The organism is Nostoc sp. 'Peltigera membranacea cyanobiont' 213 (assembly GCF_002245975.1).
Lineage (GTDB): Bacteria > Cyanobacteriota > Cyanobacteriia > Cyanobacteriales > Nostocaceae > Nostoc.
In genome coordinates, this window is the sequence record NZ_NOLI01000016.1 from 41,466 (window position 1) to 66,289 (window position 24,824).

Sequence of the window (24,824 nt, forward strand, 5' to 3'; positions counted from 1 at the left end):
GCAAAAAGCTCATTGGCCTTTTGCTTTAGACAGTGCATTCAATGCCAGGAACCGGACTTGAACCGGTGACACGAGGATTTTCAGTCCTCTGCTCTACCAACTGAGCTATCCCGGCTGGGGCTTTTGTGAGCCACGATTAATAAATGTAGCAAACATTCAAGAATATAGCAAGCCCTTGGAGAAAAAAGATTTAGGCAGCTTTCAAATTCAACTTAAACCAGATGAAAACCGCTACAAATAGCAGAAATTGGACAAGAACAATACTTGGGCCAGAAGCAAAGTTGAAAACGCCTGAGACAATGATGCCAGCAATGCTGCTAATGGAACCAACTATCACTGATATGACTAGAAAGCGGCTAAAGTGGTGACTCATCAATTTGGCGGTAGAGGCAGGAATAACCAAAAAAGCGTTCACCAGTAAAACGCCGACAGCTTTAATCGCTACGGCAACGGCAAGTGAAAGCAAGACTACAAAGATGTAGCGGTACAACTGGACGGGAATACCTTGAACTTGTGCTACATCGGGGTTAAGGGTCAATAATATTTGCTGTCGCATGGTTGAGAGTAAAAATATGCTACCTCCCATAAGTACCAGCAACGTCAAAATCAAATCTGTGGTGTCGATCGCTAGAATATCGCCGAACAGCACAGCCATCAAGTTGCCACGATATCCTTTAATTAGGCTCGTGAGAATTAAACCGATCGCTAATGCCCCAGATAGCACTATGCTAAGGACGCTATCGCTGCCTAAATCGGTTTTGTCGATGAAGTAGAGGACAATCACCCCGAAAACCAAGGTAAAAGGTAACAGCATCCAAGTAGGATTTATTTGTAGCAGCACGCCTAAGGCCACACCTACTAATGCTGCATGACCAACCGCGTGGCTGAAAAAGGATAACTGGCGCAAGGTGACAAAACTACCCAACATCCCACCAAGTATTCCCATTAACACAGCACCAACGATCGCACGCTGTATAGAGGGAAGTACTAACAACTCTAGCAAGTCATTACTACTAGCGATCGCTAGCCTTGCTATCTGACAATCATTGAAGAAATTCATACTTATGGGCATTTAATGTTGGTGCTGGTAGCGACTGAAACCTGGGCCGTAGGTTGCTAACAGGTTTTGCGGTGAGAGGGCAATTTCTGGCTTACCAGTACAAACAATGCTTTGGTTCAGGCAAAGCACGCGATCGCAATGGCGATTTACCATATCAATATCATGAGAAACTTGTAATACCGTCCAACCCTCCTCCCGCTTTAATTCATTTAGCAAAGCGTAAAAATCTGCTGAACCTTGCACATCAACACCAGCAAAGGCTTCATCCAATACCAACAGTTTCCGAGGCATTACCAAACAATAAGCCAACAACACCCGCTTGAGTTGACCGCCGCTAAGAGTACCAATAGCTTGATGCTGTAAATGATAAGCATCGGTTCGCCGTAAAGCTTCTACTACTGCTGCCGATTTTTCTTTATCTTGTCTCCACAGCTTGGAGAAAAATAAATCTCCCCTTTTCCATTCCTTAGCCCATCCCAGTCCCACCAATTCGCTAACAGAAATAGGAAAACTGCGGTCAAAGATGAAATTTTGCGGCATGTAGCCCAACAAATGACGCAAACGCCCCAGCCTTGCAATTGGGCGACCGAATATTTCAATCGTACCAGCACTTCGAGGGATCAAATCTAAAACCGCTTTTACCAGAGTACTTTTACCAGCACCATTGGGGCCAACTATGGCTGTATCTGTTCCCGGCAATAATTCAAATGAAACATCTCGAACAGCGAGATAACTACCTTGATAGACAGTTAATCCTTCTACTTTAAAAATAGCAATGTCATTAGTCATTGGTTATTGGTCATTGGTTATTGGTCATTGGTCATTGATTTTCACAAAGGACAAATGACTAACTTATCTACATGAAGTTTCTAGAATTTGCAAGTTAGCTTTCATCGCCTTAAAGTAATGTTGTGGATCTGTTTCGCCAGTTTCTAGGGAATCCAGAGGACGCAAAGTTAACTTCAAGTCTTTTGAGAGGCTACTTAGGAGTTTGTTATCTACTCCTGGTTCGCTAAATAAAGCTTTAACTTTGTACTTTTTTACAGCATTGACCGCATTTTGTACATCAGTTGGTGAAAGTTGATCTTCGGGAATTTGCACCACAGCAACTTGTTTGAGGTTATAGCGTTTAGCTAAATATGGAAACGCATCATGAAAGGTAATAAAGGTACAACTAGGAGTTTTCTGTAAAGTCTGCTGAAATTCACCGTTTAAACTTTCTAATTCTTTAATATAAGCCGCAGCATTAGCCTCGTAAGTAGCTTTATTTGCCGGGTCAGCAGCGATTAATCCATCCCGAATATTAGTTACCTCTTGTTTTGCCAAAACTGGATCTAACCAAACATGAGGATTACCTTGGGGGTGTTCGCGATCTTGTTCATCTTTCCCTGTTTTCACAACAGGTGAAATTTCATTTAAGGGTTTAATACCATTACTGGCATCAATTTCAACTAATTTGGCGTTTTGGGCATTTTTGACAGTATTTTCCAGAAATCCCTCCAAACCTAAACCATTTTTTACTAACACATTCGCAGTTGCGATCGCTTTAACATTTTCAGGTGTCGCTTGGTATTCATGTACCTCCGTACCCGGCGGCACTAGAATTTCGACATCTGCCACATTCCCAACAACTGCCTTAGTAAACAAATATATCGGCAAAAATGTCGTCACTACTTTAGTTTTCCCTAACTGCGCTACTGGCGTGGATGTAGTCGCCTGTGCTGGCGGCGACTGTTGAGAAGTTGATCCCTGATTCGGATTCGATTGGCTACAGCCACCAGTCATTGACAACATTAACAGAGCAATTATGGACAATATGCCCCTTCTTTGTCTGCCTATTTTCAGTCCTCTGCAATTCCCCATACAGTGTTTTCTCCTCAAAATGGCTGCAACGCCTGCCTCTGTCAAAAGGAATTTTGACAATGAGACTTATTCTAAATTTATACTATAATAATTCTCATTCTCATTCAAGACACATAATATTATTCTGAGTTTTCTGTGTAATAAGTAACAACAAAATTTTTCAGATGGTACAGCCCTCAGTAATTTAGTTTTCTCTGAATAATTAGGAATTCTTGACTTTTTTTGTTAAAAAGTTTGCTTACTTCTGATAAGATTACTGACAAATATTCTTATGAAAAACACGTTCAAAAAAACGTGTTCTGGGTGTGAATTGGAGATCAGTGTGAGGAGAAAAATGCAAAAATTCTGTAAATATCTGCTAGTTAGTCCAGCAGTTTGCTGTGCATTGCTATTTGTGAATACTGCTGCATTTGCAGGTGAAACATCTAGTACGTCTGAAATCAATCAACCGCAAGTTTTAGCTAATCCAGACATCAAAGCTGAGAACATAGCGCCAGATCGGGCAATGGCACAAGTTACTTCTGTGTCTCAATTTTCTGATGTACAACCCACCGACTGGGCATTCCAAGCATTACAGTCTTTAGTTGAGCGTTATGGCTGTATTGCCGGATACCCAAATAGCACTTATCGCGGTAATCGGGCATTGACGCGATATGAGTTTGCTGCTGGTTTGAATGCTTGTCTCGATCGCGTTAACGAACTGATTGCTACAGCCACAGGCGATTTAGTTAAGAAAGAAGATTTAGCCACATTACAAAAACTGCAAGCAGACTTTTCAGCAGAACTGACGACACTCCGAGGTCGTGTAGATGCAGTAGAAGCTAAAAGTGCTGAATTGGAGACGCATCAATTCTCAACCACAACCAAGCTGAATGGTGAAGTCGTAATTGCGATCGCAAGTGTTGTAAGTGGTAATACAGTTAATGGTCAAGAAGTCAACCAAAATGCTGTCCTCGCAGACCGGGTACGTCTGAACCTCGACACCAGTTTCACGGGTAAAGATTTACTCAGAACACGACTTCAGGCAACAAATCTAGACCCCTTCTCTCAGACTGCTACCTTTACACCAGAAGGTGACTTCCGATTTGCTGGTGGTAACAACAGTAATGGAGTTGTGATAGATGCATTATTGTATCAGTTCCCTCTCGGTAGTAAAACAGGTATCACCCTGGAAGCAAACGCAGGTGCAATTGATGATTTCACTAACACCGTCAACCCATACCTAGATGGGGACGGTGGTAGCGGTGCCCTTTCCCATTTTGGAACTCGCAACCCAATTTATTATCTAGCCAATGGTGCTGGTATCGGAATCAAACACGAGTTCAGTGATAAGCTCGAACTAAGCTTGGGGTATTTAGCAAATGATGCTGCTAACCCTCAACTAGGCTCTGGACTATTCAATGGTGCTTATGGTGCTATGGCACAGTTAACTGTTAAGCCTAGCAACCAAATTACCCTTGGTTTGACCTACCTTAACGCCTACAAAAATACTTTTTTTGCCAATGGTAGTGGTGGTAGCAATAACGCTAATGACATATTGGAGAATGCTTCTAGTAACTCCTACGGTATAGAAGCATCCTTTCAACCTAGCTCAAAATTCGTGATTGGCGGTTGGGCTGGCTTGACCAAAGCTCGCGTCCTTTCGGTTACTCCTGGGGATGCTGAAATCTGGAACTATGCCGTCACACTGGCTTTCCCCGATCTTGGGAAAACAGGTAACATTGCAGGCATCATTGTGGGTATGGAACCTAAAGTTACCAGCGTGAGCAGTTCTCTCAGCAATGCAGGTATTAATAAAGATCCAGACACTTCATATCACATTGAAGGTTTCTATCAATATAAGTTGAGTGACAATATCAGCATCACCCCAGGAGTTATCTGGCTAACAGCGCCAGATCATAACAATCAAAACGATGATATCGTCATTGGTACAGTGAGAACCACATTCACTTTCTAATTCAATACTGTTCGGTTAAGGCAAGAGACGCGATGAATCGCCGTCTCTACAATAATCAGTCTTTCGTAGAGACGGCGATTTATGGTGCCTTTGTGATGATTTATATCATGTTCGCTTGATTACTTATTAAACTCGAAGAACCCCACCCCGCCCCGCAGGCGGCTACGGTGTACACACATCTCTGTACGAAACCCAAAATCGTTGAAGATCCCCCTAAATCCCCCTTAAAAAGGGGGACTTTGATTCCAGTTCCCCCCTTTTTAAGGGGGGTTAGGGGGGATCAACAAGTACCTAAAATCACAGCTAAATACTTTTCAAACATCCTCTAAATAGGGAAATTCACTGAAGCAATTATGTTTGCACACCAAATGCCTCTGGATCTACTCCCCAATTTACCCAGCAAATTGCCTCACGCGCTGATTTAATTGTCGGTGGAACTCGCAAAGCGTGAATAAAGCTTGTGCTAGGACAAGTCATTTTTAATAAATAAATTGATTCTTCATCAACATCATTATCTATTTTTAATAGCGTGTATTCTTGCCAAGTATCTAATTCAATTGCTTGTAATTCTTGGCAAATTCTGGCGTAACCGATACCCTCAATTAATACTCGCCGTAGTTCGGCGTTTTCCTCTGATAAAAGCCAATTAGCTTGCCATTGCTGCGGGTGGATTTTACCGTATTTTTCCGGCAAGGTTACGCCGTGGTATGAGTACAAACTATATCCATCGGTAAATTCAATCGCGGGTTCACCCTCAGCGTGGAGGCGGTTTTCATTGTCGAAGCGCAGGTGAAGGGGGCGATCGCAGACAATACAAATATTTTTACCTGCGAAAATCCAGCCGCACTCTTTGACTACTGACTCAAAGGAATTCCATTTCACTGGATCGTATACACAATCCAAAACCGAAATACAAAAATCATCTAAACTTGCACCGCAAGCTAATATTTCATAGTGAATGCAGTCATCCTTGGCATTTTCCACTTCAAGTTGTAGTTGACTTTCCAATTGTCTGTCTAATTCGCTCCACAATTCCCAGCAATGGTTACAATTATTTATACTAATCTCTAGTTTTGTTTTTAATTCAAACCTCAGTAGAGAATGAAGTTCGCCATCAATTTGTTTATATAATTCATCCTCTAGGTCGTTACATACGTTTGCAGGCGGTAGTTCATAAATACATAATTTCCCCCACAGATCCAAACCATCCCAATCGCTACCAAGTTCTTGTGATAATTTGCTTAAAGTAGTTATCAAAGCAGCATTCGGGCTATCATAAAAAACTATCTCAGGTTCTTCCATACCAATCAAAACATAAGTAGCTTTGACCGCTTCTGCCGCTTTTTCGCGATCAATTCGCTCAGTTGAAAGCGCGATCGCTCGCCACTTTTCCCGATAAACTGGAATCAAAGCCTCTTGCTCAGGTGTTAGCATGTAAATCATTTTTACTAATCAAGAATTTTTACCTATTTGAACAATTTCTAAATGGGGAAATCCTTTAAGCAATTATGTTTGCACACCAAATTCTTCTGGATCTACACCCCAATTTACCCAGCTAATTGCTTCAAGTGCTGAGTTCATATTCGGTGGAACTCGTAAGGCATGAATAAAGTTTGTGCTAGGACAAGTCATTTTTAGTAAATGAATAGCTTCTTCATCAACATCAGCATCAATTTTTAATAGTGTGTATTCAGCCCAAGTATCTAATTCAATAGCTTGCAATTCTTCGCAAATTCTGGCGTAACCAATACCCTGAATTAACACTCGCCGTAGTTCGGCATTTTCTTCTGTTAAAAGCCATTGAGATTGCCATTGCTGCTGGTGGATTTTACCGTATTTTTCAGGCAAGGTTACGCCGTGGTAGGAGTAAAGGCTATATCCATCAATAAATTCAATAGCGGGTTCGCCTTCAGCGTGGAGGCGATTTTGATTGTCGAAGCGTAGGTGAAGGGGGCGATCGCAGATAATTGCTACTTTTTCAAAAGCAAAAATCCAGCCACATTCTATAATCAATGATTGATAGTGCTGGAATTTTTTCACATCATAATCAAAATTTAAAACCTTAAAATAAAAATCATATACACTAGCTACTGTAGCATTTTTATCTGGTTGCCAGGATTTCCAATAAACGTTCCCTATATGAGAACCTAAACTTTTTCTTAGAAAAAACCACAATCGCTTTCCAATCCGGTTATGTAGTTTTGTCCCAGGTTGATGTAACTTTTCATATATTTTGGTAATGAGTTCAGGTTGGAGATGTGTATATAATAGTCCATGCCCGTAATCCCAACCATTACTATCCAATTCCAAATAAAGACAATTATATAATATTTTGGTATCTATTGTCTGAAATATTGGTAAATTCATTACTTCATGAAAAAAGTCTATTTGCTTACCGAGGAGTTCTGGTAGAGGCTGAAAAACTTTTTCTTGCTTTTTTATTCGGCTTACAGATGATTTATTTAATCTGCTAATAATAGGAAATTCCAATTTTTGTATTAATTGGTCAAATTTATTTAGAAACATCTCACTGAAAGCAGCATACGGACTATCACAAAAGATAATCTCAGGTACTTCAAAGCCAAAGGCAGCATAAGCAACTTTTAAGGCTTCAGAGGCTTTTTCACGATCAATCCGCTCAGTTGAAAGCGCGATCGCTCTCCACTTTTCCCGATAAACTGGAATCAAAGCCTCTTGCTCAGGCGTTAACTTTTCAATCAGCGACATAACGCCACCCTTCCGGCTCGTATTCCCTCTGAATTTTCACCATCCAGTCACCTTGGGGAATAGAAATAGCTTTATGCTCCTCATGAGCTAGTAATGCCGTCTCTGAAAACACACGCAAATAAAATGTGCTATCTTTCTCGTATAATTCTGCCTTTCCCTCAGTAATGCGATGCTTATGCCCCGTAACTTCGCCTTCTGCCAAAGTTAAGTGAGGTATTTTTTGTCCTTCAATTTGCTGCACAGGCAGTAAGATTACATCACCTTGGCGAATCGGTTTCATGGTTTTGCTTTCCTGGCATGGGTACAAACCCCACTTCGCTTTTGCTCTCAAGTTTGGTTTAATTTTGGCACAAGCTATATGAAAGTGGGAATTGGAAATTGGGTAATAATCAATAGTTCTTCTTCCCCTGCTTCCCCTGCTTCCCCTGCTTCCCCTACTCCCCTACTCCCCATTCCTCAAGATATTTTAAAAACTGTAGTCGCCAATTATGCGTTAGATAAGTTAAAGATTGAAATAGCTGGAAATTCACACCCAGCGTAGCCTCATCTATCCCTTGGGACAGACTGGGGCATAAGTTCACAGGGTTTTCTCCTAAGCAGACAGTTTATGTGAGGATTAAATCACCGCCCTAAGCGCGACTTATCTTGACAATTTGCAAAAATTACCTCAATTTGACTGTTTAGCTTAGTAGCTATTCTTTTTATTAAAATTTCCATGTCAACTCTCGTCATCGTCGAATCTCCAACCAAAGCTCGTACCATTCGCAACTACTTGCCAGCAGGCTATCGGGTGGAAGCGTCTATGGGTCATGTGCGTGACTTACCCCAGTCGGCTAGTGAAATTCCTGCTGCCGTAAAAGGGGAATCATGGGCGCAGCTAGGGGTAAATGTGGACGCCGACTTTGAACCGGTATATGTTGTCCCGAAAGACAAAAAGAAAATTGTCACCCAGCTTAAAGAAGCCCTTAAAGATGTAGATGAACTGATTCTGGCAACGGACGAAGACCGGGAAGGCGAAAGCATTAGTTGGCATTTATACCAATTGCTGAAGCCGAAGGTTCCGACTAAGCGGATGGTGTTTCACGAAATTACCCAAGAGGCGATCAAAAAAGCTCTGAAAAACTGCCGCCAAATCGATGAGCAGTTGGTTCGCGCCCAAGAAACGCGGCGGATTTTAGATCGACTTGTGGGTTATACTCTCTCTCCCCTGCTATGGAAAAAAATCGCCTGGGGATTATCGGCTGGGCGGGTGCAATCTGTAGCTGTGCGGCTTTTAGTCACTAGAGAACGCCAACGCCGCGCTTTCCATGAAGGTACATACTGGGATTTGAAAGCCAGTTTGTCAAAGGAAAAAACCCCCTTTGCTGCTCAGTTGGTAACATTGGCAGGAACCAAAATTGCTAACGGTAGCGATTTTGACGCAACGACTGGACAAATTACCGCAGGTCGGAATGTCTTGTTGCTCAATGAAGATCAAGCGATCGCTCTCAAGGAACGCCTAACTGGGAAAACCTGGAGTGTTACCGAGATGGAAGAACGCCCAGTGACGCGCAAGCCGTCGCCACCGTTTACCACCTCGACGTTGCAACAAGAATCTAACCGGAAACTGCGCCTGTCAGCCCGCGACACGATGCGCGTTGCCCAGAATTTGTACGAACAAGGGTATATTACCTATATGCGGACAGATTCAGTGCATTTGTCAGATCAAGCGATCGCAGCTGCTCGGAGTTCTGTAGAAAAGCTTTACGGTCAACAATATCTCAGTCCCCAACCCCGGCAATACACCACTAAATCCAAAGGCGCACAAGAGGCACACGAAGCAATTCGTCCAGCAGGTAGCACCTTTCGCACGCCCCAAGAAACCGCTTTGGGCGGTCGAGAACTTGCTATCTACGATTTGATTTGGAAGCGGACTGTCGCCTGTCAAATGGCTGATTCCCGCCAAACTCAAATTACCGTGCAATTGCAAGTCGAGGATGCGGGATTCCGTTCTTCTGGCAAACGGATTGAATTTCCTGGATACTTACGCGCCTATGTCGAAGGCTCAGATGACCCAGAAGCAGCACTGGAAGACCAGGAAGTAATTTTGCCGAATCTGAAAGTAGGCGATCGCCCCAATTGTACAGAACTGGAAGCAGTTGGACATGAAACCCAACCTCCAGCTAGATACACCGAAGCTTCTTTGGTGAAAACCTTAGAAAGCGAAGGTATTGGTCGTCCCAGTACCTACGCCAGCATCATTGGCACAATCATCGACAAAGGTTATGCCCATTTGGTGAGTAACGCTCTTATTCCCACCTTCACCGCTTTTGCCGTCACCGACTTACTGGAAAAACATTTCCCAGACATTGTTGATCCTAGTTTCACCTCGAAAATGGAGCAAACCCTTGATGACATTTCTACAGGTGAAGTGAAATGGTTGCCCTACTTGAAGAATTTTTATCTCGGAGAAAAAGGGCTGGAAACCCTCGTAAAAGAAAGAGAAAGCCAAATTGATGCCACCAAAGCTAGAACTGTAGAACTCGAAAATCTAGATGCCAAAGTCCGCATTGGTAAATATGGCCCCTACATTGAAGTCGAAAATGGTGAGGGGGTAATCACCGCTTCAATTCCCAAAGACCTGACACCAGCCGACCTCGACCCCAAACAGGTAGAAGTGTTGCTGCGACAAAAAATCACAGGCCCCGATCAGGTAGGACGGCATCCCGAAACTGGCGAACCGATTTATGTGAAAATTGGCGCTTACGGGCCTTATGTCCAATTGGGCGACAAAACCGACGAAAACCCCAAACCGAAACAAGCCTCACTACTCAAAGGTGTTACCCCAGAAACCGTTACCTTGGAAATGGCTGTTGGTCTATTGGCACTACCCCGGACATTGGGAGTTCATCCAGTCACTGGTAGCAAAGTCCAAGCAAGTTTGGGACGCTTTGGCCCTTATGTCGTTCATGACCAGGGTAAGGAGGGGAAAGACTACCGCTCCCTGAAAGCTGCTGACAATGTATTGACAATTAGCCTAGAGCGTGCATTAGAACTATTGTCCGAACCAAAAAAGGGACGCAGTTCCACCAACAGCAAGTCCAAGGCAGCCTTGCGTGAATTGGGTACACATCCAGAGGACGGAGAAACAATTAACATCTACGATGGCCCTTATGGCCCTTACATCAAGCATGGCAAAACTAATGTGAGTATCCCAGAAGGTCAAACGGTAGAAGATATAACCCTGAGTGAGGCGCTGAACTTGTTGGCAGCTAAGACATCGACAGCGAAATCGACTCGGAAAACGACTAAATCAACGAGTTCCAAATCTAAGTCAACTGCTAAGTCAACGACGGCTACTAAAAAAAAGGCAGCAGAAGGTTAATTGCAAGTCAAGAGTCCAAAGTCTAATCTTTAACTCTTGACCCTTGATATCCATCCTTGATAGGATGCAGTTCGGTAGGTTGCAAGTGTGATACTCTAAAAAGTAAGGGAAAACACAACGCCAAATTTTAGAAGTGGCTTATGTCCCAAATACGGGATTGTGTTTCAGCCCGATTGGAAGCCAGAAGTGCGACAATATGCCATTTTCTGCGTACCTGTTAATCAAAAATTGAGGTAGTATCTCAGGAGCGTTCAGTTCATGGACTATATAGAAAAGGTGCTGGAAAAGCTTAAGGAATTAGCTCGCAGGCTAATTGAAAGTCTGTTAGGGCCGGAGGCTGAACCGGAACCGGAACTGATTCCGATTCCTGTGAACGATCGCACGCGTCGTCGTCACTAGACCCAAAGTGCTGAACTCGACGTTGCAACCCTTAAGCATTCTGGCACTGCATGGGCCAAACTTAAATTTGCTAGGACAGCGAGAACCAGGAATTTATGGTTCGTTGACACTAGCCGAAATTAACCGCCTGTTAGACGAAGAAGCATTCAAGTTACAGGCGAAAGTTTTTCCTTTGCAGTCAAATCATGAAGGAATTTTGGTAGATAGCATTCATGGCGCATTAGGACTACATCAGGGAATTTTGATTAACGCAGGGGCGTATACTCACACCAGTGTGGCATTGCGAGATGCGATCGCGGCTGTTAACTTGCCCACTGTTGAAGTCCATCTGAGTAATATATATCGGCGGGAAGATTTTCGCCATCATTCATACATCGCCGCAGTTGCGATCGGGCAAATAAGTGGTTTTGGCGTTCAAAGTTACTTGTTGGGCTTACAAGCATTAGTGAGTTATTTGAGAGTTTAAGAGTTAGGAGGAGAGACGCGATGAATCGCGCCTGTAGTAAAGTTAAGAATTAGCAATCTTTCATTAACCCCTCACTCCTCACTTTTAACAACATAATTTATGCTTTACTCTCCTATGAGTCGGTTTAGAGGTACTTTCCTTGGAGCATTTCTGGGGGTAAGTTTAGCATCTGGTGGTATGCAGTCTCAGAGTTACCTAGATTTGGGCAGAATGGCAATTCTAGGAACTGAGAGTTTGATTGCGTTGGGTAAATTAGATTTAGATGATTGGATAGCGCGTCAGCAACAAGAATCTCTTCATTTAATAGCCACTGATGATATATCAATAAAAATAATTATTGCCACACTACCAATAGCACTTTTTTTTCACGAAAATCCGATTAAGCTCCGGCAAAACTTGCTGCTTGTACTCAAAATCTGGGAGGATGACCCAGTAGTAAGGGATGGAACACTAGCAATAGCTTATGCAATATCTCTTGCCCTAACTGAAAAACTCAACCCTCTAACCTTAATCCCCCAAACAATTTCCTTTCTCGGTGAAACACCCACATCAATACCAAAAAAATTATTAGCAGTCCAGAATTTATTAGAGCAAGGGGCGGGATTCTCAAGGGCCCAAGCTGAGTTTGCTAAAGAAGAAAAACTCAGTAACATTGTTGCTATGGCATTTTACTGCTTTTTAAGTACCTTAGAAGACTTTCGCCTTGCAGTTTTGCAGGCTAATCGCAATAGCAATCCTAAAGTAAAAGAAGTTACGTCTCTAAGCTCACAGGCTACAAGTGCAATTACTGGTGCTTTATCAGGAGCATATAATGGTATAGGTGGAATTCCCGTAAATTGGCAAGTTTCGCTCTTGCAAAGGAATTCTCCAGTCTGGGGACTAACTAGTTTTTCCCAAATGTTACAATTAATCGATACATTTGTGGCGGTGTGGTCAGGAGTGTATGATATTGCCTTAAATCCAAGGGAGTTAACAGAGGAGGAATGTGAGGTGGCTTTGCTTTCGGTTTACGCAGCTCCTCGTGTAATTCGGTCGCGTTAATCCTTTTTCACCGAACAATGTTAAATTCTGAAGACTACCAATGTAGCCAGAAACTAAAAAACTTAGTAGTCTGTCTAGTTGAAATTCGATGGCTAAACAATTTCGTAGTAAGAACTTGAGTCCTTCTTTTCTAAGCATTAAAGTGCTGACTAAAAACCCTCAAAACTAGCTTGACAAAGTATTAGCACATCTTGGCTCAAATACACTTACTATCTCAATTAATAAGACTTGGGGCTTTTGCTCCTTGTTATAGTGTACTAGTCTTACATATATACTAGAATTTCTCAGCAAACCCTCGGACAGATTCTGTAGGTAATTATTGTGGCAAATCAGCTTCAATTAGCCTCCGTCACCGTAGTTGCAATAGTAGCAGATCAAACTTCCCTGATGATTGTCTTTTTTTGAGCTATCAAAGTAGGCAATTGCAGGCAGAGATAATAAAAATGCAGCAATTTTTGCAGTTCTTAACCCAGCAATTGACTCACTGGCGGCGACAGTACAAAGGACTACGCCGTAAAGGAAAGTTAATGAGAAATCCCAAAAGCAAAAGCCATAGAAGGGAACTTCTAAGGACTATTGTGAAGAATATAATCTTATTTTTCTCAAAAACCAATGACAAAAGCTGTCGTCGAAAACAAGAAACGGCGCTCAAGTTAAAGGCAAAATTGGTAAAAACTAAGAGGAGTATTTATAAAGTTTGTTTAGATTGGGTACACGAACAGCGTTCCTTGGTAATTTTAGCGATCGCTATACTATCCCTCACAGGTATTCTTGGGCAAAAATTATATAACCAAACTCAACTCAAAGTAGGACATCCCGCGCCCCAAACGATTATAGCGCCTTACACAACTAGCATCGAAGATCGCAAAGAAACAGAAGCCGAGCGCAAAGCAGTCAGTAAAAGTTCTTTGCAAGTGTTGATGCTCGATTCGCGAATGAACGAACAAATCAACGAAAATTTGCAAAAATTTCTGGATGATAGTAACGAAATTCGCGTCGTTGCTGGAGCTTTTCCTTTTTTTGATCCTGTGGTTTTGTCTATCTCTACCCAGCGTTACCTCCGCTCTTGCCCTGATTCAGAATGGCAAGCACTGTTATTGGCTGTAGAAAATAGCAAAAATCAGCAGAAGAAAGGAACAGGACGAACCGCCATCTCATCCCGTCCATCATCTATAGCACCCAATCAGGAACGCCAACCGCACACAACACCAACGCCAGAGAAGACACGAGTTGATTTTTCTCAAAACACTGATTTTACTCAAGCAGTAGCAGAACTAGAATCTTACCGCCTCACAACTTCTGAGAAAAACTTGTCTTTACTGATTGCCCAAATTTCCCGAACACGCAAAAGATACACCCAAGCGACTGCCAAACTTTTACAGTTAGAGACTGTTACGCCAGAAGCAGTATACGAGGAATCCTTACTTTTGGATTTGTCAGATGTCGAGTGGGAAAAAACACAAAGGGGAATCCATCAGAGTGCAGAGCGGATTCTCACTCAAGGCATCCCACAGGGACTGCCAAAAAATATTTTGCAGGATGCGGTGAGTTTACAATTGCAGTCCTTTGTACCAGAATCTGCCGAACCTTTAGCAAAGAACCTGTTGGTAGCTGTACTCAAGCCGAATCTGCAAGAAGATGAAGAACAAACCAGAGAAAACGCTAAAAAGGCTGCTGCTGGAGTGTCACCTGTGATGGTGAAGTTCCGGGATGGTGAGGTAATTGTTAAAAAAGGAGTGCAGATTACTGCATGGGACTTTGATGTGCTAGAGCATTATCATCTAGTTCACCGCGAGGTGAAATGGCAGGAGTTGGTGAAGTTAGGAGGCGTGATTGCGATCGCCATTAGTATTTTTGTCTGGGTAGAACGACATATTGATTACGAATTGCGACAACGCGATCGCTTATTGGTATTATTGCTAACTCTGAGTGTGCCAGGATTGGTGCCGATGGGATTGCCTTATACTACCTGGAGTGCCCTTGGCTTATTGTTGGGAAGCTTCTATGGCCCCACTTTAGGGTTGACAGTTGTCGGACTGCTCTTGCCGATATTACTGCTGTTGCCGATATTAGGTATTAGCTTGGATATGAGCAAGGCTGCACTTTTAGCTGGCGCAGGTGGGGCAATATTAGGTAGTTACGTCGCCCAACGATTGCGTTCGCGTGAAGAATTGGCATTATTAGGGGTTGCGATCGCCTTAACTCAAGGCAGCATTTATCTGGTTGTTAAAATCTTAATTGGTCAAGCATTTGCTTCAACCTGGTATATCGTTCTCCGAGAAGCCGGATTTTTTGCTTTATCCGGTTTAGGCTGGAGTGTTGTCGCTTTAGGGTTGAGTCCTTATCTCGAAAAAGTTTTCGATTTAGTCACTCCCATCCGCCTGGCAGAACTGGCGAACCCTAACCGCCCTTTATTAAAACGACTAGCTACAGAGACTCCTGGAACTTTCCAACACACGCTATTTGTCGCTACCCTTGCCGAAGCTGCTGCCAAAAAACTAGGATGCAATGTTGAACTAGTCAGGGCTGGAACATTATACCACGATATTGGCAAAATGCACGACCCTCTTGGTTTTATTGAAAATCAAATGGGGGGGCCGAATAAACATGATACAGAAATTAAAGACCCTTGGAAGAGTGCAGAGATTATCAAAAAGCATGTAACTGAAGGGGTAGTGATGTCGCGTAAACACCTTTTACCGACAGCGATTCAAGCTTTTATTCCAGAGCATCAGGGAACGATGCTGATTGCCTATTTCCATCACCAAGCCCAGCAAATGGCTCAGGAAGATCCAAGTTTAACAGTGGACGACGCAGATTTTCGCTACGATGGCCCAATTCCCCAATCACGGGAAACCGGAATTGTCATGTTAGCAGATTCTTGTGAAGCAGCGCTGCGATCGCTGCAAGCATCGACTTCAGCAAAGCATCAGGGAGATAAGCGATCGCTCAAAGATGTCTCGCCCGAACAAGCTTTAGCAATGCTGAACAATATTTTGCGTGCCAAATGGCAAGACAATCAACTCGTCGATTCAGGACTAAAACGGGAAGAGATGTCACAAATTGCCCAGATATTTGTGGATGTTTGGCAGCAATTTCACCACAAACGGATTGCTTATCCGAAGTTGAAGGCTAGTGGTACTGCGCGGAATTCGTAATCTGATATAGCGGTTCTCAGCCCTTGTGAGGTATAAGAACCCCACCCCCAACCCCCTCCCCGCAAGCGATGAGGGGACTATGATGTACCTCATGTGATTAGGAAACGCTATATCTACAACGGACATACCATTAAAATAATTCGTAATGATGCTCTCTACGAGACGCTAATATAATTACGTTTTGTAACGGGGATTTAACCCCGATACAAAACCTGCTGCCTATGAGACTTAAACCCCCAAACTTAGTTAAAACTAGCGAAGTCCACCGGATATGTACAGCGTTTCACCAGTGATCCAGGCGGAATCGGAGGACGCGAGGAAGACAACTGCTGGTGCGATATCTTGCGGTTGTCCAATGCGACCAAGTGGGGTTTGGGCTTCAGTCTGTTTGCGCCCTTCGTTGTCGGCTGCGGTCAATCCTGCCGTCTGCGTGCCCTCTGTTTCCACCATACCAGGATTGATGGAATTGACGCGGATGTGGTGCGAACCCAATTCCTTAGCTAGGGACTTTGTTATAGCATCGACGGCAGCTTTAGTAGCGCTGTAGACAGAGGCATTTGCAGGCGTGAGGGTACTAACAATCGAACTGATGTTGATAATGCTGCCACCCTCTGAACTGAAGTGCTTGACAGCTTGTTGTGAGGTGAGAATTAATCCCAGCACATTGAGATCGAACTGTTTGTGAAAATGCTCTTCAGTGATGCTTTCGAGCGGAGAAAACTCGTAAATACCAGCATTATTGACCAAGATATCGAGCCTGCCAAATGTCTCCTGCGTTTTTGCAAACAGACGTTCGATTTCTACTTTTTGGCTAACATTTGCTTGCACTGCGATCGCCTTACCGCCATCACTGAGAATCTTGTCAACTAAGCGATCTGCTCCTTCTTTGCTAGAGGCGTAGTTGACAACAACTGCTGCACCTTCGGCTGCCAGATCCAAAGCGATGGCAGCACCAATTCCTTTGGAGGCTCCCGTGACAACTGCAACTTTTCCTTCTAGTTTTTTCATGGTTATGAGTTTCCTATGGTTGTTGAGTTTGAAAAAGCCGTCTGCGCGAATTATGTCGAACGATCGCACCTCTTCGATCGAGGTAGAGGGGATGTTACCAAGATGCAGGTGCCAAAAATAAGGTGAGAGACGCTGTAAAGGCTCGCAATCTCGCCACGAAACCAAGTGAAAAACAGCCGATATCTGAACATATTATTGTTCTAAACGGCTAAATTGAGGATGGAACGAAACGCTGGACGAAGGCAAGGGATGTGTCAGCGACTTCTCGCCAGCCGCTATCGATTGTCAGCGCGTGTCCTCGGTTAGGGATCTCGACAATCTCGGTTACGCCGCTATTGTGTTGCTGTTGTTGGAACGATGCATTTGCAATCTCCCACGGAACCGTATTGTCCTTCTCGCCGGAGACAATCAGCAGTGGCCCGCGCTCTGGGTTCTTGGTGTCTACCTTCGCCTCAGTCCACGGGTTGAGGTTGGCGGTTGCCGCCTGAAAGAGCGGCACACCCGATGCTGGGACTGAGAAGGTTTCGTAAAGCTCTTTAGCCTCCTCCTCGCTGACAGCATTGGCGAAGCTGAAGCGAAACTGCTCATAGGTGAGCGGGATCGCCCGGTTACGATTCGCTGGATTGCCAAGAACCGGCCACGCAGACTTCAGCGCTGAAAATGGCAGAGGCAGCACACCTCGAAACGGAGCCGGGTCGATCGCCACCGTTGCCGAGGATAGCCCGCGTCCGGCGAGGATCTGCACGAGCAGTCCGCCGAAGGAATGACCGATGATGGCAGGTTTTTTGTTCAGCCCACGGATAATCTCATCGAAGTGGTCTGCAACCTGCCCAACAGTCTTGTGCGCGAAGATTTCGGGGTTTGCATTTGCCTCGGCAACAGTCTCTGGGTCGTCGGGCCAACCGGGCGTGAGTACGGTGTAGCCGGCCTCCTCGAACACTACCGCCCACCGATCCCAACTGCTTGGCAGCAACCAGAGTCCGTGGACAAAGACGATCGGTTGCTTTTTTGTTGCGTTAGCACGCTCAACCTGCTGTGCCTCATGTTCTGCGATCGTCGCCGTTCCGGTTGGCGGGGTCTGGAATGGTAGGCTAGTCATAGTCGTCCTCCTGGATAGCTACTACACGTCGCTAATAGTCAGTTTGGCAATCAAATTTTCGGATGCTTGCATATTTGTCTGCAAGGGTGCAGTCCAAGGAAACAAATTCCGCTTGGAAACTGGCGATCGCTTGATAATTGAATTTATCTAAAAATGAAGACTATTTTTTACAAAGTCATTCTGTCGTTATAATACTGTTTCATCTCTTAATTTAAGATTATTTTAAGTATTACAACTGATTGACGAAATAAATTTTATCTGATATACAAAATAATTTATATCTCATCCTTTTGGCTAAAGACAAGATGTTCCGGTAAAATTGTGCGTCCACCTGAGAGGATGGCTGCCCGTTCTAAGGTGTTTTGCAACTCCCGCACATTACCAGGAAAAGTATAATTCCTCAGCCTCTTCATCGCCGACTCGGCCAGCGCCAAGCGTTTGAATCCCCGTCGCAAAGCAGTAGTGCTAAGAAAGTGTTGGGTAAGTTGCTCTAAATCTTCTGGGCGATCGCGCAAGGGTGGTAATTCCAACCGCACAACGTTAAGGCGATAAAAAAGGTCTTCCCGAAACTGGTTTTGCTGTACCATCTGCTCTAGGTTCCGATTGGTTGCGGCAATAATCCGCACGTTGACTGTGTGTGTCTGGTTGCTTCCCAGGCGTTCAAAGGAACAATCCTGTAACACCCGCAGGAGTTTACCTTGAATCACCAGACTGAGTTCTCCAATTTCATCCAAAAAAATTGTGCCGCTATTTGCTTGCTCAAATCGTCCAAGTCGCAGGTGATTTGCACCGGTAAATGCTCCTTTTTCATGTCCAAATAATTCTGCTTCTAGTAAATGTTCTGGTAGTGCAGCACAGTTAACTTTCACTAATGGCGCTTTGCTGCGGGGACTGGCTGTATGAAGGGTTGAAGCAACCAATTCTTTACCAGTACCAGATTCTCCAGTAATGAGAACAATTGTATCTGTGGGGGCAAGACGACCAATGAGCTTGAAGACTGATTGCATCGGTTGCGATCGCCCCAATAATTCCTCCTGTCCTGTCTGTAAGGTAGATTCACCAACCTGATACAATGGTTCTTGATGATGGGCTAATGCTTTCGTCGTCAGATTTACCAGTTCATCTAAGTCAAATGGTTTAGTTAGATAATCGTAAGCACCTAACTGCATTGCTTCAATTGCTGTGCGACTGGTTCCATAAGCTGTCATTACAATCACTGGCAACTCAAACCGCTTTTGCTCTAATTGCTTTAATACGGTCATCCCTTGAGTTTTGGGCATTTTCAAATCGAGAAATACTAAATCAAGATGAGTGGCTGAGTTTTGTAACAGCTTTAATCCTTGTTCTCCGTCAGCTGCTTCTAGTACCTCATGACCTTCGCTGTGCAATATTTGGGCGATCGCCTCTCGTAATGCTTTTTCGTCATCAATAATTAGAATTTTTGCCATTTAGCTTTATCTCCTTGTTTCTGTTAATAGTTAGGAATTATGAAATAATGAACCGCAGAGGCGCAGAGGTCACGGAGAGATGAGAGTTTGAGACGGTATATTTGCGTAAGTCCTAAATAGGTAAATAAATACTAAAACGAGTACATCCCGGTTTAGATTGCACATCGATATAACCGTTATTGCGTGTGACAATTTCGTGGCTAATGGCTAACCCTAGTCCTGTTCCTTCCGGTTTAGTGGAATAGAATGGGATGAAAATTTGCTCTTGAGCTTCGGCAGATAAGCCTTTTCCCCGATCTTCAACCCAAGCCAGCAAAAGGGAATTGTTCTTTTCTTCATTCTTTGATATTTGCTCAACTCCAATTTTTACTTGTTCGCCTTCAGGACTTGCTTGAATTGCATTCAAAATCAAATTCACGAATACCTGTCCCAGTTCGTGACGACAAAGCGGTATTTGCGGTAAGGATGGGGTGGGTGGCAGATAAAGCAAATCAACTCCGCATTCTTCAGCTTTGAGGCGTAGTAAGGCAATTGATTCTTGAGCGATCGCTTCTAGGGAAATTACTGTGGGAATTTCCTGTTGGTTGTGGTCAAAATACAGAAGTCTTTTAACTAGATGTTCCAAACGTTCCACCTGTTCGAGCAAACTCGCAATCGGGAGATTGTTAATTGCCTGTTTCTGTAGTTGGCGTTCTGTATATTGCAAGTTCAACCGCATACTGGCGAGGGGATTACGAACTTCATGAGCAACACCTGCCACCAGTTGCCCTAATGAAGCCAAATGTTCAACTCGCCGCAACCGTTGTTCCAAGTCTTGGCGGCGAAACTGCATTGTGTTGATTGCACTTCCTAGCAGTCCCATTTCAGCAGGTAGAGGCGGTATCTGTTCTGCCGGATTGGCTTCCATCGCCTTGAGACTCTGCTGTAGTTTCTGCACGCCCCACTGGAGTTGCATGGCAATGGCAAATGTCCATATACCGACAATTAACATCCCCAGGACTATCATCCCACTCAAAATTTTCTGCGGACTATCTTCTGTCCGTGGCATCCGTTTCATAGTCCATACTGACCCCCAAAGGGGTAATGGATCTACTCGCAGTACCAAAATATCCAACTTGGGACGAAGTACGAGTTCTTGGGGTAAACCTTGGCTAGTTGCCTGTCGCGCCAATTGTAAAATTAGATCCTGTTCAGTGGGAGGAATATCTCTTTTTGGCACTGGCCCGCCATGAGTAGGAAAAGCGTATCCCAATAAGCGATCGCGCTGTAGAAGATAGAAGCCTCCTTCTACACGGGGAAAATTCCCTAAAGCGTCTGTTGATAAATCCTGTAACGACTGATTTAAAAGCTCGTCAGGGGTTTCTGGATGATTAGGCTGAGATTCCCAAAATAACTTGATTAGGCGGGTATTAGCACTCGCCAATTCACGCTGATTACGGGAAATTACTGTCCCCTCCAGGCTCTCAAAGAGTTGGATGACTAGCCATAACCCTAATCCACTCAGACTCAAAAACAGAACTGTCAAAATTGTAAGTTGTTGCCGTAGAGTCCAGCGTCGCAGGGGCATACATAAGAAAACCTGTAGGGCAAAAAATATAACCAGTTCTTATATTCTGCGATCTGGTTTGACTTAACGTGTACCTTTGGCACGATTTTTGCACCTTTGAATTATGAACTATTTGAACCTTGAGTGAGACAGCGTATGCAGGACTCTCGCGATCGCATTACTTCCCAAACTGCCACAGAATTGTTTACCTTAGCAGCACAAATCCAAGGGCAAAAATCCCATGATTACGCACCTTCAGAACTGGTGCAAGCTGCCACAGAGGCAGGCATTTCTCCAGAAAATCTTCAGGAGGCATTACAACTTATGCGTATCCAACAGACTCAAAATCAGACTCGCCGCCGCAACCTGCGTTTGATCCTCAGCAGTGGAGTCGCCGGAATTGCGATCGCTTTTGCTGGTGTTTGCACTTACTTTGCCTTCAACCAGCAATCAGCGATGGGAGGACGGGGATTACCTGCGGCGGCGATCGTTAATCCAGACAGTCGAGTTGCTATCGCTCCGCCCCCACCTGACGGCAATACTGCAATTTACACTGGTACAGTGCAACAATACTTACTCAATCCCGAAGGCAGAGTTGATGGTTTACTACTCAAAAATGGGCTTCAGGTCAAGTTTCCGTCTCATCTGAGCAACCAACTAACTAATTTAATTGCTCCCAATGCTGAGGTTAGCGTCACTGGTACGGGTGGTACAGCCACTCGCTTCGGGCAAGAAATCCGGGCAATTCAGATTACTAATCAAAAGAATCAGCAGACAATTGCTGCTCAACCTCCTACCGCGCCGCCCCCGCCTCCTGCTAACCCTGCTAGTTACACCAGTTTCTCTGCCGAGGGAACTACTCAGCATTGGTTAGTTGGGCATCGAGGAGAACTTAATGGCCTGATCCTCTCCTCTGGGGTAGAAGTTAAGTTTGCCCCCCATGTTGGCGAACAACTGGTTAATATAATTCAGGGAAATGACAAAGTTAAGGTTCAGGGTTTTGGTAGCCACAACAACTATGGACAAATCATAGAAGCAACCCAATTAACTGTAAATGGACAGAATGTAGCTTGGCGGAGCCTCCCATAGGCATCGCTCAGGCATTTCCAACCCGCGATTGCGCGATCGCCTTTATTTTCGCTGACCGGATTCAAAAACCTTTACTCATCGGTCAAGGTGCAAACGATCCGCGGGTGAAACAATCAGAAAGCGATCGAATGGACATGGTTTTGCCAGACCAGAAAATCGGTTGCACTTTTTTGCGATCGCACAAGAGTTTCTCGCCAAATATTTAGGTGGTAGATTTGAACCTTTGGGAGATATAGTCATTCTGGAATAGTTAAATAAAGTGTCAAAAGCGTGGTTAGTGTAATTCACCGACCACCTTAATAGTTTTAATCTAGTAAACACTAAAGCTAAAAGATGTTGGAATATGTAACCCATATAGCTACTTTGTTACTTAACCGATTAACCGAGACTAACTTGAGGAAATTGACCAGCAAAAAGAGAGATATCTGGACATTTTTTGGACTTTCGGGTGGCATTACAACTAACTCACCTGCCACCAGTTCATACTGGTTATCCGTGCGATCGTCATACTTCAAATATTCCTCAAGCGTTAGACGTTTGCCACCTTGTTGCCCCGTTCAACTGGTTTTCCCCCAACCCGCAGCACCGCTTGCTTCATCTGTTATTCAGTCACTTCTGGAATGTCAGAAAGATCAATGTCCTCATCTTGCATTTCATCAATCCTCTCAATTAGTTTGAAAACCCGTGTTTGCCTAAATTTGATTGCCGCTTATTTTCATGTTAAAGCGATGTGATAGATGTACTTTGGCAATAATATTGTTTTGTAGACGCACAATTATCTATCTGATTACGGAAAATATCGATTATCGCTACTATTTCTCCGTGTAATTCATCATAGTCTTCTTCATTTATGTCAAGAGAATTTCCATGAGCAATCATATTTCTTTTCTTTAGTAATTTTTCATCTATTAGTACTTCTTTTGATTCATATAAACTGTAATCTAAACCTAGCATACATACTATTTCTTTAAAAACTGATGATGATAAATTAGATGTCGCAATTCTATTTTCGTATTTTATTACACTTCGCTCTGTCAGTTTTGTTATAAAAAATTCTGCGACTTCATTGTATATAGTTGCTTTATTTGTTTGATTTGCTTGATCCAACTTATCTTTCATTGCCAATGCTATAAAATTGTTGGAAAGTTTATTATAAGGAAGACCCTGCATAGCAACAAACTCTAAGTAAGTATTGGCTGCTACTTTGATAAACCCCTCCCAATGAGCATAAAGCATAGTGATTCCACTACGAAGTAAAGCCTTTTGTTTTCCTGGCGCGAATGACTTTAAATCAATTAGGGCTTTCAATGCTGAAAGTTCTATTTTTCGCCATGCAAGTTCTTCTGCCAGCTTATCACTTAGCTGCTCTAAAGTACGTATTTTCATTATTGGAACATCTGACGACCAAAGGGAACTAGTCTTGGTACTCTTCGCTGTGCATTAGTACCTGAACCTGACCAATTTGTATATTCAGGGCTTATCCAAATTTGCTTTACTCTCTCTGTTACGTCAATATGTGAGTTAGATAAATTCTCATAGTTGTAACCAATTCCTAAAGCAATGACTTCATAAGCAGAAACTAGAAAACCTCCTAAAAACTTATTTTTAGTTGGAGAATATCTCCGAAAGCTATCACTTCCCATCTGTTCATACAAAATTTCAAATGTTTTCTTAAACGCAGCTTCTTCTTCCGAATAATTGAAGTTTTCATTTTTAGCCATTTCTACCATTTTCTCGGTTAAGAAACCACTTAAGTCATTACGTATCTTCCTCATTTCTTTTTCTTCAATAGTGCGGAAAACTAAAAACCTTAGTAGTAGCTCCATATCATATTGTTCTTCAAGTGGTCGTTCACTAAGAGCTATACACTCTCTAAACATTTCATTTTGTCCTAAATTTTTAAGCCAATGAAACATTTCCTGATTAAACATTACAAGAATACAGTTTCTTACTTCCTGTGGAGTAGCTATTGAACCGCCAGTATTTAATCGTTGAAATAACTCATATTTGGCAATTTCGTCACTTTCTTTCAGTAGAATAGTTGCACCAATTTTAGCCCTTTTAATCAAAAGACGTTGAGCTGTCGTTAAAGAGTTTTGTGGGTCAGAAGAATCTTCCCATTTTTTACCTTTTAGATTTGGTAAATATTTAGTTTCTTCCAGCATTAGTGGTTCGATAATTTCTTGATCTTCATTTTTGAGTTTTCCCACGAATTCATATATTGTAGATAGTCTTTGAAGACCGTCTACAACATCCCAAACACCATCCTCACGTTGCGAAACAAAAATCGGTGGGATAGGTATACCAAGTAAAATAGATTCTATTAATCTTGTTTTTTGTATAGTACTCCACCGAAAAAATCTTTGAAACTCAGGATGTATATCAATTTCTTCGTTCTCATAAAGGCTTATCCATTCCCCGATAGACATTGAATAGTTATCGGCTCTAATTTCTTGCCTCATTTTGTCGATTTCTTCCTGAAGTCCCATGTTTTTACTCCAATGTTGTTGAAAATATGGAAATGTTTGTCAGTTGAACCAATTTGTTATTTCTGTATTTCAGGCTGAGACAGTTAACCTTTATCATCACTAAGCTGCAA

The 24,824-nt window shown here is 43.3% G+C and carries 21 protein-coding genes and 1 tRNA gene; 8 read left to right on the top strand and 14 right to left on the bottom strand.

The features are described 5' to 3' along the window. Positions 1-42: 42 nt before the first annotated feature. From CDG77_RS07245 to CDG77_RS07260, 4 genes are all read right to left on the bottom strand, one after another. Positions 43-115 (bottom strand) — tRNA-Phe (locus tag CDG77_RS07245). A gap of 75 nt (positions 116-190) precedes the next feature. Continuing rightward, positions 191-1,060 (bottom strand): metal ABC transporter permease, encoded by an 870-nt coding sequence (locus CDG77_RS07250; RefSeq protein ID WP_094328753.1) that lies wholly within the window; start codon positions 1,058-1,060, stop codon positions 191-193. Between the two features lie 12 nt (positions 1,061-1,072). Next, positions 1,073-1,849, bottom strand: coding sequence for a metal ABC transporter ATP-binding protein (locus CDG77_RS07255; RefSeq protein ID WP_094328722.1), 777 nt, complete (start codon positions 1,847-1,849; stop codon positions 1,073-1,075). A 63-nt stretch (positions 1,850-1,912) separates the two neighbouring features. Continuing rightward, positions 1,913-2,923 (bottom strand): metal ABC transporter substrate-binding protein, encoded by a 1,011-nt coding sequence (locus tag CDG77_RS07260; RefSeq protein WP_143855580.1) that lies wholly within the window; start codon positions 2,921-2,923, stop codon positions 1,913-1,915. Positions 2,924-3,257: 334 nt separating this feature from the next. Here CDG77_RS07260 and CDG77_RS07265 point away from each other — a divergent pair, with 334 nt between their 5' ends. After that, on the top strand, positions 3,258-4,880 hold the full coding sequence (locus tag CDG77_RS07265) for an iron uptake porin (RefSeq protein ID WP_094328724.1): 1,623 nt from the start codon (positions 3,258-3,260) through the stop codon (positions 4,878-4,880). Between the two features lie 351 nt (positions 4,881-5,231). Here the strand turns inward: CDG77_RS07265 and CDG77_RS07270 are convergent, their stop codons facing one another. The 3 genes from CDG77_RS07270 to CDG77_RS07280 all read right to left on the bottom strand — a co-directional run bounded on the left by CDG77_RS07270 (position 5,232) and on the right by CDG77_RS07280 (position 7,887). Further along, positions 5,232-6,323, bottom strand: a complete 1,092-nt coding sequence (locus CDG77_RS07270; RefSeq protein ID WP_094328725.1) for a DUF6745 domain-containing protein — start codon at positions 6,321-6,323, stop codon at positions 5,232-5,234. A gap of 63 nt (positions 6,324-6,386) precedes the next feature. Continuing rightward, the gene (locus CDG77_RS07275) at positions 6,387-7,601 is read right to left on the bottom strand and encodes a DUF6745 domain-containing protein (protein ID WP_442946413.1); all 1,215 of its coding nucleotides are present in this window, start codon (positions 7,599-7,601) and stop codon (positions 6,387-6,389) included. After that, positions 7,594-7,887, bottom strand: coding sequence for a hypothetical protein (locus tag CDG77_RS07280; protein ID WP_094328727.1), 294 nt, complete (start codon positions 7,885-7,887; stop codon positions 7,594-7,596). The genes CDG77_RS07275 and CDG77_RS07280 overlap by 8 nt, the downstream gene beginning before the upstream one ends. A 435-nt stretch (positions 7,888-8,322) precedes the next feature. On the opposite strand from CDG77_RS07280, the gene topA reads away from it, so the two are divergent. The 5 genes from topA (at position 8,323) to CDG77_RS07305 (ending at position 16,035) form a co-directional block, all read left to right on the top strand. Continuing rightward, positions 8,323-10,971 (top strand): type I DNA topoisomerase, encoded by a 2,649-nt coding sequence (topA, locus tag CDG77_RS07290; protein WP_094328729.1) that lies wholly within the window; start codon positions 8,323-8,325, stop codon positions 10,969-10,971. Positions 10,972-11,229: 258 nt separating this feature from the next. Then, positions 11,230-11,370 carry a hypothetical protein gene (locus CDG77_RS36275; protein WP_181154094.1) on the top strand — a complete coding sequence of 47 codons (141 nt, stop codon included), beginning with the start codon at positions 11,230-11,232 and terminating at the stop codon, positions 11,368-11,370. Positions 11,371-11,392: 22 nt separating this feature from the next. After that, entirely contained in the window at positions 11,393-11,836 is a 444-nt protein-coding gene (gene aroQ, locus CDG77_RS07295) for a type II 3-dehydroquinate dehydratase (protein WP_094328730.1), read from the top strand. A 99-nt stretch (positions 11,837-11,935) separates the two neighbouring features. Continuing rightward, a complete protein-coding gene (locus tag CDG77_RS07300; protein ID WP_094328731.1) occupies positions 11,936-12,877 on the top strand; it encodes an ADP-ribosylglycohydrolase family protein in 942 nt (313 codons plus the stop codon). Positions 12,878-13,314: 437 nt separating this feature from the next. Beyond that, positions 13,315-16,035 carry an HD family phosphohydrolase gene (locus CDG77_RS07305; protein ID WP_190233921.1) on the top strand — a complete coding sequence of 907 codons (2,721 nt, stop codon included), beginning with the start codon at positions 13,315-13,317 and terminating at the stop codon, positions 16,033-16,035. A 252-nt stretch (positions 16,036-16,287) separates the two neighbouring features. Here the strand turns inward: CDG77_RS07305 and CDG77_RS07310 are convergent, their stop codons facing one another. From CDG77_RS07310 to CDG77_RS07325, 4 genes are all read right to left on the bottom strand, one after another. Continuing rightward, the gene (locus CDG77_RS07310) at positions 16,288-17,043 is read right to left on the bottom strand and encodes an SDR family NAD(P)-dependent oxidoreductase (protein WP_094328732.1); all 756 of its coding nucleotides are present in this window, start codon (positions 17,041-17,043) and stop codon (positions 16,288-16,290) included. Positions 17,044-17,251: 208 nt separating this feature from the next. Next, a complete protein-coding gene (locus CDG77_RS07315) occupies positions 17,252-18,142 on the bottom strand; it encodes an alpha/beta hydrolase (RefSeq protein ID WP_094328733.1) in 891 nt (296 codons plus the stop codon). Between the two features lie 275 nt (positions 18,143-18,417). Next, positions 18,418-19,590: a sigma-54-dependent transcriptional regulator gene (locus CDG77_RS07320; RefSeq protein WP_094328734.1), complete on the bottom strand. Its 1,173-nt coding sequence runs from the start codon at positions 19,588-19,590 to the stop codon at positions 18,418-18,420. Between the two features lie 112 nt (positions 19,591-19,702). Beyond that, positions 19,703-21,157, bottom strand: coding sequence for a sensor histidine kinase (locus CDG77_RS07325; RefSeq protein ID WP_094328735.1), 1,455 nt, complete (start codon positions 21,155-21,157; stop codon positions 19,703-19,705). 135 nt (positions 21,158-21,292) lie between these two features. On the opposite strand from CDG77_RS07325, the gene CDG77_RS07330 reads away from it, so the two are divergent. Continuing rightward, positions 21,293-22,225 carry a hypothetical protein gene (locus CDG77_RS07330; RefSeq protein WP_094328736.1) on the top strand — a complete coding sequence of 311 codons (933 nt, stop codon included), beginning with the start codon at positions 21,293-21,295 and terminating at the stop codon, positions 22,223-22,225. After that, the gene (locus CDG77_RS07335) at positions 22,207-22,431 is read left to right on the top strand and encodes an alpha/beta hydrolase family protein (RefSeq protein WP_223269729.1); all 225 of its coding nucleotides are present in this window, start codon (positions 22,207-22,209) and stop codon (positions 22,429-22,431) included. Before CDG77_RS07330 ends, CDG77_RS07335 begins: the two co-directional genes overlap by 19 nt. Positions 22,432-22,551: 120 nt before the next feature. On the opposite strand, the gene CDG77_RS07340 is transcribed toward CDG77_RS07335, so the two are convergent. The 3 genes from CDG77_RS07340 to CDG77_RS07350 all read right to left on the bottom strand — a co-directional run bounded on the left by CDG77_RS07340 (position 22,552) and on the right by CDG77_RS07350 (position 24,714). Continuing rightward, positions 22,552-22,701 (bottom strand): hypothetical protein, encoded by a 150-nt coding sequence (locus CDG77_RS07340; RefSeq protein ID WP_262985139.1) that lies wholly within the window; start codon positions 22,699-22,701, stop codon positions 22,552-22,554. Between the two features lie 244 nt (positions 22,702-22,945). Then, on the bottom strand, positions 22,946-23,611 hold the full coding sequence (locus CDG77_RS07345; RefSeq protein ID WP_094328737.1) for an MAE_28990/MAE_18760 family HEPN-like nuclease: 666 nt from the start codon (positions 23,609-23,611) through the stop codon (positions 22,946-22,948). Next, on the bottom strand, positions 23,611-24,714 hold the full coding sequence (locus tag CDG77_RS07350) for a DUF262 domain-containing protein (protein ID WP_094328738.1): 1,104 nt from the start codon (positions 24,712-24,714) through the stop codon (positions 23,611-23,613). Before CDG77_RS07350 ends, CDG77_RS07345 begins: the two co-directional genes overlap by 1 nt. Positions 24,715-24,824 lie beyond the last annotated feature (110 nt).